The sequence below is a fragment of the Thalassotalea crassostreae genome (assembly GCF_001831495.1).
Lineage (GTDB): Bacteria > Pseudomonadota > Gammaproteobacteria > Enterobacterales > Alteromonadaceae > Thalassotalea_A > Thalassotalea_A crassostreae.
In genome coordinates this window covers 2,009,685-2,023,204 of sequence record NZ_CP017689.1, presented here as the reverse complement: position 1 = coordinate 2,023,204, position 13,520 = coordinate 2,009,685, and the positions used below count along the sequence as shown (strand labels likewise).

The window sequence follows — 13,520 nt, the reverse complement described above, 5'->3', positions numbered from 1 at the left end:
TGAGTTAAGAAAGACAAGAAATATAATTAAGGAATATGAATATGTCGAAAAAGATCGTCATTATACTTGGGATCTTGGGTATTGCACCGCTGGTATGGGAAGAAGTTTCTTTTTTTCTTTACCTACAAGCTGAAGGTATTGGGTTGGCTGAGCATTTTGAATACCTAGAGTGGTATGCCTGGATATTACATGCGAGCTTGCCAATTGCTTGTTTTGCGTTAATTGCCACCATAGTAGGTACGAGTATGAATGTTGCTCGTAATATATGGGTCGGAGCTGGTGTATTAGGACTTGTATTTTGGTCTAAGGCAATAATCGATGACGGGTTTTATCCGTTTTATAGCATTTTCATATTCGCGAATATTCTGTTTGTTGTTACTGCATATTGCGCCCATAAAGTTCATGTTGCGAGTATAAATAATTCTCAAAAACTATATCATAGTGAAGACAGCCAATCAGCCACTAATAAAAAACTTGAATACATCTCTATAGCCATCGCGGTATTGGCGATTTGTTACCCGACTTGGTATTCATGGGGAATTTTGGATGATTCTAATTTCGACATCATAGAGTTAATCGAAGGTCTAAAAGCAGCATTCTGGCTACCAATATTAATTAGTGTTATTAGCTTGTATTCTTTGGTTCAAGTCAAATTAAAAAATAGCGTTTCGCAAGCAAGAATACTGTGGAATATAAATGGCGCGCTTGCTCTTACCTTTGTTGGCTGGGCTCTTTCAATGTATTCAATACGTGAAAAGACCTTCTTCATGTTTGCTAGTGTAGGTGTATTGTTTTTTATTGCAGCATTTATTGCTAAAAAAGCTGAAGGTAATAGCTTTCTCTCAGGTGAGCAAGATAAAATTTCTAGTCAAAACTCAATTAATTCGAATAGCATGAACTCCCGAGTAGAGCCTCAGCATTTAGAATCGAATCTTATTCAAGGCACTAAAAGTAATACTAAAAAACTTCAATTTGACAATTTGCCTGATAAAGATGTTTTACAAACATTTTTAAGTTCAAACATTGAAGCTAGGGTGCAAGATGGTTGGGGTGTGCACAAGTCTTTGCTTGTAGTTCGTCAAAATGGCAAGGCAGTTCGCATTCGTTTTACCAATAAAAATGAACTGACGTTTCACCCTGAAATGTCATCACAAGGGAAAATGGCCATAGCAGTTATCATTCCTATTATAGGATGGATTATGTTAATAAGTACCATTTTTAGTCGTGAGAACAAAGTATATGCTTCAGGGCTGTTAAGCTTAGTTGAAAACTCATTCGATAAACAGGGAAACTTGGTTAAAGGTACCACTCAGGACACTGTTCAGTCACCCGATGTGAAAAGCACTCAACGAGTTTCTATAACCGTTCTCACAGAGGATGAGCAGGTAAAAGTTGAAGGTTATCAAGGGCAAGCTTTTAATACATCTATTGGCTGCTCAGACAAGGCTGATATTTTTATTGCGGATCCAATGTTGGAAGAGCACCAAGCTGATCTTCATTTTGATGGTAATGACTGGTACGTGGTGAATAAAACTCAAGAAGACAATATTAAGTTTAGAGCTGCTAGTTCAAATAGCGAGTGGAGAGAAATTGAAGCGCACCAATTATTAAAGGTGAAAGATAACATTGAATTGTCGTTATCTGGGTGTGAAATTGGCTTAAAGTTAGGAACCGTTTAACGGAAACGGTTGTAGAAAAAATTTAAAAAATTTAAGGAACATAAAATGCAATTCTTATTAGGTTTAGGGTTACTGTACCTCGTAGGCTTAGGAGTGTGGGAAGGTGGTAAAGGTTTATATGAAAACTTTCAATTTTCTCAGATAGAGCCAATTCATGTTGACCAGGTAAACGTTAAAGATAAAGAACTGTCATTTATAGCCGTTAAAAATGCAAAATTCACGGGTGGATACACCTATGAATATGAGTTTGAAGGTAAAAATCGTCTAGCGGGTGACTATGGGGTTGCTGATAACAAAAAAGATATCACGGTTATAGTGGCACCAGTGCTGAATGAAAGCGAATACCAAAAGTGGCAAAATGGAGAAGAAGTTAAAACATCTATGTTGATAAGGCTGTCTCCAACTATCACTGTTGATAAGTTGGAGTCTTATATGGATAAATATATGTCTTCTGGCAATGTGATAGATGGGGAGGCTAAGAGCATCACTATCGATAACCTGTATCAAAAAGAAATCGACCAGGTAAATCAATTCGAAGGAATCACCTTAGCGGATAATATATTAGTTATTTATGAACATAAACACGGTGGTGAGCTTTGGTTTTATCTTTTAATTATGGCACCTGGTGTATTGATAGTATTGAGTGTTGTTTATGGTTTGATTTTTGGCGAACCTGACGATGATAAGGACGAAAAAGAAGATAATGTAACTGATGAACAAGAGGAAATACCTCAAAACAATGAGTCGCCTCAACCTCTGAGTAATAAGCTGATAATTGAGGTTGACGGTGAGCAATTTGAATTCTCAAAAAATAGTCGTATTACCATAGGTTGCTCTGACGAATGTGATATTTTCATTCCAGATCCTGCTTTAGATGAATTACAAGGCGAGGTTGTATATGAAGATGGTGCTTGGATTTATTACGACAAATCAGATAACCACGAAGTAAGGCATGTAAACGGCTCTGGTCCAATGCAAATAGTTAATGACCCCTCTTTATCAAAGCGTAAACAAGGCTGGGTTGTAATAGGTGAGGCATCATTGTTTAAGTTTTCAGACTCAATTTTGAGAGCGTTTTGCTAACAAGGTCGTTAATAATGGCGTTATATACGTTAGAGATCCTAGTTCCGAATAATTATAATCGAAAAGAATACTTCGATTCGATTATCAAAGGAATTACAAGCAATTTAGCAAATCAATTTCCTGATAAAGAATTTGAAAGTTAAGCATCATAAACCAAATTGCTATAATTATAATAGAGAAACCAAATGGACAAACATAGCGCATTTAAAGTACTCAGTTTAACTGAAAATGCAAATAAACAAGAGATTGAATTAGCATATCAACAAAAGAGTAATGATCTAAAAGCGAAGATTGAGTCGGCTGCGACGCCAGCGCTTGCAAAAAAGTTTCAAACGGTACTTACCAAAATAGAACAAGCTCACAATTTGATTACTGAAGGCGCTATTACCAATACCAAGAAAGCAACTAATGCTGCAAGTGAACATAATATACTAGATAAAAAGAATGCTACAGATCAACAGGCCTATCAAACAGCATTAAAAGTAATTGGCGCAAACGAAGATGATTCTGCAGATGCAATTACTAAAGCTTTCCAAATAAAGAAATCAGCATTATTGGATAAAATGGAAGCGGCTGCCACACCAGCGTTACAGAAAAAATTCGCTAAAGTGCTAGATAAAATTGAACAAGCTTACCAAGTACTTAACCAGCAAAGTTCCGACAACAGCAAAACACTAGCTCAACAAATGGATAATTTGGATGATTTGTTTGGTAAAGGGAAAAGCTCGCAGCCTGAAAAGTCTCAGCCAGAACCAACTAAGGCGAGTGTAAGCAAGTCATCTTCGGTTCTTTCGCAAACTAAACTTGCAGATTTACCTGGCTTATCACCTAGTGATGTACCTCAGGTTGAATTACAACCAGGGCAAGTTATTGCAAATCGCTATGAGGTGAAAGAGTTAATTGGTCAGGGCGGAATGGGCGTAGTCTATCGTGCCTTTGACAAAAATCGTGGCGAAGATATAGCGATTAAACTATTACTTCCGAGTTTAACCAAAAATGAGCGAGCGTTAGAACGTTTTTTAAATGAAGCCCGGGTGAGCTCGATGTTGAGCCATCCAAATATTGTAAATGTGTTTGACGTACAAACCCATCAACATGACGATGGTGATACCTTATATTTTCTAACAATGGAGCTGTTAGAAGGGCAAGACTTACGTCAGGTTATGGACAATCAAAGCACAGTAGGTCGACCATTTGATATTGACGATGTAAAAGAATACATCGATGCTATTTGCATTGGCCTAAAGAACGCCCATGAAACAACGGTGCACAGAGACATAAAGCCAGAAAATATCTGGATTGGTAGCGATGGCAAAATTAAGTTGATGGACTTTGGTATCGCTCAGTTACAATCGAGCAGCCAACGCACTCAAACCGGTGCGGCAATGGGTACCGCATACTATATGGCGCCAGAGCAACTAAAAGGCCTAGATAATATTGACGGCCGAGCTGACCAGTACGCTGTTGCGGTACTTGCTTACGAGCTATTAACGGGAGAAGTACCTGCTGGTGCAATTGAACCGATTAGTGAGGTAAGAGCCGATATTCCAGCTGCTATGGCTGATGCCATCATGCAAGCATTGTCGCCACGGGCAGAAAAACGATTTCCAGACATATCAGCGTTTAATCAAGCGATTCAAAATGGAAAGGGCACTTCACCAAAAAGCAAAAAACGAGTTCAGAATAAAGCGAGTTCAAGCAGTAGCCATCTACAAACAAAAGGTCCCAACAAATTTGCCATTGTTATGTTTGTTTTAATGTTCATAGGTGGCTTAGGATATGCCGGTGTAAATGGTCATTTAGACTTTTTGAAGCCAGTAGATAAAGAGCTGATTGCCTCACAAAAAGCAGAAGCAGGAAAGTTACTGGGTAAAATTAAGGTGCTAAGAAAACGTTTTGATACATCAATGCGAGATATAAAAGCGAGTTATAAGCAGGCCCAAAAGGATAATAAAGATCTTTGGTATTACGAAAATTACCATAATTTGGCTGTAGAGTATTTAGAAAATAGCGATGATATTGTTGACTTGGAAGGCGAGCAATCTTCTGCTCAGGTGCTATTAACATCAGCCGAAAATAGCAAAGAGATTGATGTTGCTGTTGATACGCTTGAGGGCGCTGTTAGCGGTTGGCAAAAGCTTAATGATAACTTTGCTCATATCGATACGATATTGGACAATGCACAAAAAGTCGATTCTGTTATAAATGAATGGAACAATCATTTAGATAAATATCAAATTCAAAATATACCTAGTTCTCTAAATGAAGCTGACTTACTTAATCAACAAGCAATGGAGTCTATTGCAAAAAGTGAATTTGTAGAAAGTATAGATTTATTAATTCAATCACAGGAAAAGTATCAGCAAGCGATCGATGATACAAATAAAGAAGTAACCGCTACAAAAGCTAAATGGAAAAAAGCGGCAATGGCTAAAGCGGCGAATGAAGCAAGAGAGAAAAGACAAAAGGCAATAGATACCGCTTTAAAAAATTTACCTAAATCTTTTTCTGAAACAGACTATGATTCCGACTCTAAAAGTGTTTATAAAGGAAAGTTAACTTACTCATCATCTTTCAACCAGAACGGCCAATGCGAACTGACAGTAAAAGCTGCAGGAAGTCGGAAATACTATTCGAAATATTATAGTACCTACACTAGAGAGGGAACAACAAGATGTGCATCTGGAGAACAACGATTAGATTGGGAGCCAATTAGACGTGGTGATTATTTTAATAGTCCTGCTTATGCCGAATGTCGACGAACATCATACTCGAGTGATGGTAGTTCCAGTATAAACAACACTATAACTGTACTTGTTTCGAAAAATAATCCGGTAACGGTAAAAAAACAGTCAGACTGGTTAAAGTTAACAGCGAGTATTTGCGGATCAAGGAATTGTAAAAAGGATTCTAAGTCAACTTATTGGGAATCATCTGATTTTTCAACTGTGGACAAAAACTTAGATATGTATGCACAAGCTTGTAATACGGTGAATTAGAATGGAACAAAAATCTGCGTTTAAAATTTTAAGTGTTAAAGAACATGCAAATGAACAAGAAATAGTTAATGCTTACCGTGATAAAAAATCAGACTTAGATAAAAAAATAGCGAATGCTGCAACACCTGCATTAGCTAAGAAATTTGCTATGGTGTTAGATAAAGTTGAACAAGCTTATTTAACCTTAACTAGTTTAACCGCTACAGCATCACAAAATAGTATTGTAACGACAGATCTTAAAAGCGCTTACAAAACATTTAATCTACCAGAAAGCGCACGCTTAGAAGACGTTACGCGAGAATATCAACAAAAGAAAAGCTCTGTTCTAGCCAAAATGGAAGCGGCTGCCACACCAGCGTTACAGAAAAAATTCGCTAAAGTGCTAGATAAAATTGAACAAGCTTACCAAGTACTTAACCAGCAAAGTTCCGACAACAGCAAAACACTAGCTCAACAAATGGATAATTTGGATGATTTGTTTGGTAAAGGAAAAAGCTCACAACCTGAAAAGTCTCAGCCAGAACCAACTAAGGCGAGTGTAAGCAAGTCATCTTCGGTTCTTTCGCAAACTAAACTTGCAGATTTACCTGGCTTATCACCTAGTGATGTTCCTCAGGTTGAATTACAGCCAGGGCAAGTTATTGCAAATCGCTATGAAGTGAAAGAGTTAATTGGTCAGGGCGGAATGGGCGTAGTCTATCGTGCCTTTGACAAAAATCGTGGCGAAGATATAGCGATTAAACTATTACTTCCGAGTTTAACCAAAAATGAGCGAGCGTTAGAACGTTTTTTAAATGAAGCCCGGGTGAGCTCGATGTTGAGCCATCCAAATATTGTAAATGTGTTTGACGTACAAACCCACCAACATGACGATGGTGATACCTTATATTTTCTAACAATGGAGCTGTTAGAAGGGCAAGACTTACGTCAGGTTATGGACAATCAAAGCACAGTAGGTCGACCATTTGATATTGACGATGTAAAAGAATACATCGATGCTATTTGCATTGGCCTAAAGAACGCCCATGAAACAACGGTGCACAGAGACATAAAGCCAGAAAATATCTGGATTGGTAGCGATGGCAAAATTAAGTTGATGGACTTTGGTATCGCTCAGTTACAATCGAGCAGCCAACGCACTCAAACCGGTGCGGCAATGGGCACCGCATACTATATGGCGCCAGAGCAACTAAAAGGCCTAGAAAATATTGACGGCCGAGCTGACCAGTACGCTGTTGCCGTACTTGCATACGAGCTATTAACGGGAGAAGTACCAGCAGGTGCAATTGAACCGATTAGTGAGGTAAGAGCCGATATTCCTGCAGCTATGGCTGATGCCATCATGCAAGCATTATCGCCACGGGCAGAAAAGCGATTTTCAGATATATCAGCGTTTAATCAAGCGATTCAAAATGGAAAGGGCACTTCACCAAAAAGCAAAAAACGAGTTCAGAATAAAGCGAGTTCAAGCAGTAGCCATCTACAAACAAAAGGTCCCAACAAATTTGCCATTGTTATGTTTGTTTTAATGTTCATAGGTGGCTTAGGATATGCCGGTGTAAATGGTCATTTAGACTTTTTGAAGCCAGTAGATAAAGAGCTGATTGCCTCACAAAAAGCAGAAGCAGGAAAGTTACTGGGTAAAATTAAGGTGCTAAGAAAGCGTTTTGATGAATCGATACGACAAGTCAAAGCTAATTATCAACAATCGCAAAGAGACAATGTTGATACCTGGTATCATGAAAGTTACCACGTTTTAGCGGTTGATGGATTAGAAAACGGTCAGCTAATAGTTGATATTGAAGGCGAGCAGTCTTCAGGCGAAACTCTGTTGAAATTAGCTAAATCTGAAAAGGAAATGGAGTCTGCCCTGAATACATTAAGTGAAGTGGTCGATTCTTGGCAGAGTTTAAATTCAGAATTTGAAAATATTGATGTTATTCTTGAATATCTTCCAATAATTCAGGAAGCTCATACCAAATGGGAAGCGCATAAAAATAAATATGGCTTAAAAAACACCCCTAACTCTGTAACACTGGGTTTGTCTCAATATGAGAATGCAACAGCGAAGTTAGATACTGCGGAATATAGTGAGGCCCGAACGTTATATGAACAATCATATGAAAATTATAGTCAGGGCATATCTGATTCATCCCCTGAAGTGAATCAAGTTAAAGCTCGATGGCAACAGGAAGAAAAGGAAAGACAAAAGGCTAAACGCAAAAAAGAAAGGGAAAAGGTAATTGCGAATCGAAAATCTAAAGCTAAAGACTATCTATATGACTTGAATCGAAGTGGTAGAAGTCAAAAGATAGTTAGAACAGACGAAGGGTCAAGAACAACGACAAGATTTAACCGTAACTTTACACATAAACTCGATGAGAACGGTCAGTGCATTTTGGAGGGCTGGGGTGAAACGGGATACGATTATGCCGATAAAAAAATCACATCAGTTTATGACACATGGGACGAAAGGGATGGAACCGCACGAACTTGGCACTGGAAAACGTACAGAACCACCGATTATTTAGTCGGCTACAAAATGTTATTAAAAGAAGGGCGCACTGTTAAATTAGATTATAAAAGTGTTAGAGATAGCCTTCGACTTATATTTGACTATGACGTTTATTCCTATTCTGTCAAAAAGAGCGATGGTAAGCCTAAAAATTATTCTGTAACTAAAAAGATTGATTTCAAAACAAAAGATAACTTCGTTGAAACAGTTCCTTTTCAAAACTACTTAAAAATGTGTGGCATGGTTGTAGTGAAATAGTTTATAAAAAGGTTCAATAAAGTGAGCCAATTATAAGGTTAATGATGTTGACGCGAATTGGTGTCGTATGTGTTATTGAGAATTTATACTGCAACTAATTTTGCCAGAGTGATCCTCGTCAATTTGGGCCAATTTTGAATTGCATTCTTGGCATTGAAAACTTAGCTGGCTTTGCCACTCGTTTTCTTGTTGAAACTGTGGAAAATCATTAATTAGCTGTACCGCTTTGAAAGTATCATTTTTGCAGTTCGGGCAGGTAAGTGAGAAACGAGCGACCATGATTATCCTTAGAAATAAAGTATTTATAAAACTATTTAAACAGAAGTTATGGTTAGTAGTCTAGGAAAATATCGACACAGTATGATGTTGCTCACGAGCAAAGGTTAATTAGCAAAATGTATATGAAGTGCATCGCAATTAAAGCTACAAAGGACACTCAATGAAATTTATTCTGTTATCTTTATTAGTGGTCGTATCATTTGTTACGGAAGCCTCTGGTAGTCGAAGCTTGCATATTAGCATTAAGACAATTGAGAAACTTAAACAAATAGGACCAACTCAACTTACCTCTAATATTCGCTATCTCGGCAGCACAGATCATTGGCATATTTTTAGCAAGACAGAGACTTATCTTAGTAAAGGTTACCCAAACGATCATACCGTCGGCATGAAGATTAAATTTGAGCAATTAGTAGTGGAGAATTATTGGATTTTAGATGTTAATAAGCAAAACTACTTGATCAATACTACCCGTTGCCCTGCATCAAACATAATTAAAGCAAAGCCAGTACCCAAGATTGTCGTATCCGCTGAAGGAGAGGGATTCTGCATAGGTTCAGTAAATGAGCACTAGTTATATAGGATATGTTTATTGCTATTAAAGTTGAACGGGAACAGTAGGTGATATCATGGATAAAGAAAAAACTACTGAAGTAGCCATTCGAAAATATTACGCCAAAATTTCTATAATCATAATTATCTATTGTTTTATCATGACCTTAGTCTTTATTGATGATTTGGTTTTGATAGCCGTATCGTTAATTATTTCGACAATGCTTTGCTTTTTTCTTTACCGGATTAATATAAAAAACAATGGTCATAAAAATAGTAAGAAAAAAAATAATGACGTATCAATCTATAATTCTTTTTGTAACAATATGATTAGAGACCTTTCCGATAGATTTAAACTCCAATATTTAGAAAGTAATACTCCTTGTGACGAGACAAAATACATTGAAATTATAACCTGTCCTTGGCGGGGAACACCGATGTTTAAGTCGCCACATCGTTCAGTATTCGAAGCGATAACATTAGTGATAGCTCGGGTATATCGAAACGTAGGCGAGAGCAATTTATCTGGTCACTCTCCTCGTGGCGCAATTATTAAAGGTAACTTGCGAGTAATATCGACGTTGGAAAAAGTCTCTATCGCTACTTTTCCATTATCGTATATGGAACAATGTTACTTGTCTCTAAAAGCACTCCAAAATAATCAAGGTAGTATTATAGATGATAGGGACGGTTTTGAGTCAGGAGTGTTGACAACATACGTGCTAGCCTTTGAATCATATATTAAAAATATCTGTAAAAATGGAAACTGAACGACAGGATTAACCTTATCTCAAGTCAAGCAGGCTAAAGAATTGATAGGCACTAACTTTTTCCTTAACCCTAAGCATACTAAATCTAATTAAAATAATTCTAAGTAAAACTAGTGCCAAGAGATGATCATCTCAATCTTTAAATAACGTTTATTCGTTCACTAATGTATGGTCGATCCAATCTTTCTGGTTTACTAGTTCATCGTCTAAAGCTGCGCCATTTTCATCCATCACTTGCTTTAGCTGAGTGCCTGTTTTCGGATTACGGGCTGTTGCTGTAACTAATCCTTCTATATCGTAAGCAAGAGTTATATCAACGGCATAACGAATAGCAGCATTTTCGGGTAGCGCAAAAATAAAATAACCTAAGCTTTTCTCATCTTCATTACTGTCTTTTTGCTGTACCACTTCAATAACCATACGTGGCTGATTTTCGCGGGTGGTGTTGAAAGTGACTGTTTTATTGGCTGGCACAGGCTGGTTTTTATCAATCATTACCTGTACACAAGGCTTACCATCTCTGCCTGCGACTCTTATGCCTAGTTGCCAACTAGTAGCCCGTTGTAACTGTTTTTTATTACTCGAATCACTAAATAGTTGGTTGGCAATTAACGCTGCGCCAAAAGCAACAGCTTGATGCGGCTGTTTTAACATTAAACCGTCTTTTGGTCTGTCTGTACGTTGTGCTAGCTTTTCTCGAACCAAGGGTAATAAACTTGAGCCGCCGGTAAGTAGAATATGATCAACAAAATCCCAGTCCATGCTTGCTGCACTTAAACAACGTTCACATACGGTTATGGCTTGTTCTACTAATTTATCTACTAAACGATTGAACTGCGCTTGGGTAAGTAAAAAATCAACAGTACGTTTATTAATCAATAGTGTTTTACGAACTTGGTTAACACCAGGTTTGCACAGTTCTAGCTTTGCTTCGGTAGCAAACTGGCGTAGCTGTACTAGTGCGGTACTGTTTTGCCTTGGATCATCGCCATGCAATCGTTCGTATTCATCAGCTACTTGTTGCATTATTGCTTCATCGACGGTTTTACCGCCTAAGTCATGTTGACCGTCAGTTGCTAGGACAAATAGTCCATCGTCAGCTGCTTGTAAAAGTGTGGCATCGAACGTGCCGCCTCCTAAGTCAAATACGAATAAAGTTTGATCGCCCGAGATATCATTCATACCATAAAATGTAGCAGCGGCAATAGGCTCTTCTATCAATGTCGCTCTAGGAATTCCAGCTAAAAGAGCAGCTTGCTTTGTAGCCTGACGTTGATTGTCTGAAAAATTAGCTGGAACGGTAACAACAGCACCTGCTAGGTTTTCGGGTAGAAAACTAGTGGTATCGTTAATGAGCTTTTTAAGTATCAATGCAGAAATTGCTTCAGGTCGCCATTGGCGTTGTTGATGATCAACAAAATGCTGTTCTTCACCCATAGCTAGTTTTACAAACCGAACATGTTCTGAGCTTGGGTTCTCTTGCAATTGTGCTTCAACTGCATCACCTACAAAGCAGCCATTGCTGCCTATTTGGACAACAGACGGAGTGCGGAAGTTATTGGTGTCATATTTATCTGGTATTAATGCAACTTGGTTGGCCGCATTTATATAAGAGGCTAACGAGAATGTGGTGCCTAAGTCGATCCCTAAATAAAGCATAATGTCTTTGAGTATATTATTAGTTGTTTTATACCATTATCATACTGTATTAGCTAAATACATAGAAGTGGGTACTTTTAATTTTTGCTTAGCTTATATCGATGCATATTGCACTGCAATTATCTAAAGTGTCATTATCAATTGCTTGTGATGTAAGCGCATGCGCCGATATTTTCGCGGCATTCATTAACTGAGCTTGAGCCATATAGCCGTATACACCGTCTGTACACAATATAAGTCGGTCATTTTTTTTAAGTTTGATGGTTTCGATACCAATATGTTTTAAGCTATTGGTGCTACCTCCAAGAGCAGACGTAATTAAGTTTGCTAATGAATGCTCCTCAGCTTCCTTTTCTGTAAATACTCCCTGTGCAACCTTTTCGGCAACAAAACTATGATCTTGACTTAGTTGTATTAATTTGTCATTTCTTAAAAGGTAGGCTCTACTGTCGCCTGCCCAAGCAATGGTGGCATTTTTTTTATGTCGAAAAGCGAGTACAAGCGTTGTTGCCATGCCTTGTGTTTCTTTATGGAGTTGCATGTGTTCAAGTAAATACTTATGGCAACTCTTTAGCATGGATTTAAGTTGAATCTGTTTAAGCTCGGTTTTACTACTTTCGGCTTTATTGGTTAACGCATTAGACAAATATGTACATGCCATTTTTGAAGCAACTTCGCCACAACGATTACCACCCACGCCATCACATACTATTGCGAATTGATGATTATTATCAATTGCAATAGAATCTTCATTGTGTTGTTTATTTGGACCAATTTCAGTACTGCCTGAAAAGGACCAAGTATTTTTGAAAAATAAACTAGATGAAAGTAACAACGTTTCTTTTCCTTTGTGCGCGGTGTTAGTTATTAATGATGGCAGCCAAAACTATTAATATATAAACAATTTCTAGCAAGATTAAAGTACTTTAATCATTTTACTTATAGTTAACTTAGAAACAATCAAAATTATTGTATTAGTGACGTTTTATTACAAATATTTATACCAGTATTTTTTGTAAATTATCTCGGTATTGAATTTATAAATGATAGAAAGGGAGTATATGTAATGTGACAGTGGTGTAGAAAATTTGACATGCAAGCTTATATCATTAGAGTGTTTAATTAATCATTTATTAAGTGTGTTTAAAGAACGTCATAAGTGATTGACGGATTATGATGTAGCGTACCAATATAATTTTTGTCAATTTAACCAAATAAAAATAAGATTTTAAGGATAAAACATTGAAAACATATAAGACATTTGCATTACCTTTGTTATTAATTTTTAGTAGTTTCCAATCAGCAGCTAAACCAACAGAGAACGTACAGGAGCAACTCGATGTCACAAAATACCCAACTAATCCTCACTTTCCAATTGTAAGGGTTCAACCAAACTATCCGGAAGAAGCATATAACGATGGCATAACGGGCGTTGTCATTCTTAGATACTCTATTACCACGACAGGTAAGGTTGAAGATGTACAAGTTGTAGAATCTAGCCCAAAACAAATTTTTGATAAAGCAGCAAAAAAAGCACTATCGAAGTGGAGATACAAACCTTCGATTGAAAACGGACAACCAGTTAAAATTAAAGACCTGTACCAAACAATAGAATTTACAATTGAAGACGATTGTTGATAAACAACGAAGCCTTATTTTTAAAAAATACTCTGTTTAATAAAATTATTAAACAGAGTGGGGAAATTCTAAAACACTTTTTTGGGCC

9 protein-coding genes are annotated in these 13,520 nt (G+C 37.3%); 7 read left to right on the top strand and 2 right to left on the bottom strand.

Annotated features, from left to right (window positions below):
* Nucleotides 1-41: 41 nt before the first annotated feature.
* The 6 genes from LT090_RS08780 (at nt 42) to LT090_RS08750 (ending at nt 10,135) form a co-directional block, all read left to right on the top strand.
* On the top strand, nt 42-1,679 hold the full coding sequence (locus LT090_RS08780; protein WP_068547692.1) for an ECF transporter S component: 1,638 nt from the start codon (nt 42-44) through the stop codon (nt 1,677-1,679).
* A 45-nt stretch (nt 1,680-1,724) separates the two neighbouring features.
* Nucleotides 1,725-2,762 carry an FHA domain-containing protein gene (locus LT090_RS08775; protein WP_068547693.1) on the top strand — a complete coding sequence of 346 codons (1,038 nt, stop codon included), beginning with the start codon at nt 1,725-1,727 and terminating at the stop codon, nt 2,760-2,762.
* Between the two features lie 185 nt (nt 2,763-2,947).
* Nucleotides 2,948-5,761 (top strand): serine/threonine protein kinase, encoded by a 2,814-nt coding sequence (locus LT090_RS08770; RefSeq protein WP_070795928.1) that lies wholly within the window; start codon nt 2,948-2,950, stop codon nt 5,759-5,761.
* Nucleotide 5,762: 1 nt separating this feature from the next.
* On the top strand, nt 5,763-8,534 hold the full coding sequence (locus tag LT090_RS08765; protein ID WP_070795926.1) for a serine/threonine protein kinase: 2,772 nt from the start codon (nt 5,763-5,765) through the stop codon (nt 8,532-8,534).
* 439 nt (nt 8,535-8,973) lie between these two features.
* Nucleotides 8,974-9,387 carry a hypothetical protein gene (locus LT090_RS08755; RefSeq protein WP_068546303.1) on the top strand — a complete coding sequence of 138 codons (414 nt, stop codon included), beginning with the start codon at nt 8,974-8,976 and terminating at the stop codon, nt 9,385-9,387.
* A 55-nt stretch (nt 9,388-9,442) separates the two neighbouring features.
* A complete protein-coding gene (locus tag LT090_RS08750; RefSeq protein ID WP_068546304.1) occupies nt 9,443-10,135 on the top strand; it encodes a hypothetical protein in 693 nt (230 codons plus the stop codon).
* Nucleotides 10,136-10,285: 150 nt separating this feature from the next.
* Here LT090_RS08750 and LT090_RS08745 read toward each other — a convergent pair whose 3' ends face one another.
* Nucleotides 10,286-11,794, bottom strand: a complete 1,509-nt coding sequence (locus LT090_RS08745) for an Hsp70 family protein (RefSeq protein WP_068546305.1) — start codon at nt 11,792-11,794, stop codon at nt 10,286-10,288.
* Between the two features lie 88 nt (nt 11,795-11,882).
* A complete protein-coding gene (locus LT090_RS08740) occupies nt 11,883-12,629 on the bottom strand; it encodes a PP2C family protein-serine/threonine phosphatase (protein ID WP_068546306.1) in 747 nt (248 codons plus the stop codon).
* 407 nt (nt 12,630-13,036) lie between these two features.
* On the opposite strand from LT090_RS08740, the gene LT090_RS08735 reads away from it, so the two are divergent.
* The gene (locus tag LT090_RS08735) at nt 13,037-13,432 is read left to right on the top strand and encodes an energy transducer TonB (protein WP_068546307.1); all 396 of its coding nucleotides are present in this window, start codon (nt 13,037-13,039) and stop codon (nt 13,430-13,432) included.
* The last annotated feature ends 88 nt before the right edge of the window (nt 13,433-13,520 follow it).

Excerpts from the sequence above, each read along its gene's own strand:
- LT090_RS08750 (WP_068546304.1), top strand. The coding sequence starts at position 9,443 with ATGGATAAAGAAAAAACTACTGAAGTAGCCATTCGAAAATATTACGCC.
- LT090_RS08745 (WP_068546305.1), bottom strand. The coding sequence starts at position 11,794 with ATGCTTTATTTAGGGATCGACTTAGGCACCACATTCTCGTTAGCCTCT.
- LT090_RS08775 (WP_068547693.1), top strand. The coding sequence starts at position 1,725 with ATGCAATTCTTATTAGGTTTAGGGTTACTGTACCTCGTAGGCTTAGGA.
- LT090_RS08780 (WP_068547692.1), top strand. The coding sequence starts at position 42 with ATGTCGAAAAAGATCGTCATTATACTTGGGATCTTGGGTATTGCACCG.
- LT090_RS08765 (WP_070795926.1), top strand. The coding sequence starts at position 5,763 with ATGGAACAAAAATCTGCGTTTAAAATTTTAAGTGTTAAAGAACATGCA.
- LT090_RS08755 (WP_068546303.1), top strand. The coding sequence starts at position 8,974 with ATGAAATTTATTCTGTTATCTTTATTAGTGGTCGTATCATTTGTTACG.
- LT090_RS08770 (WP_070795928.1), top strand. The coding sequence starts at position 2,948 with ATGGACAAACATAGCGCATTTAAAGTACTCAGTTTAACTGAAAATGCA.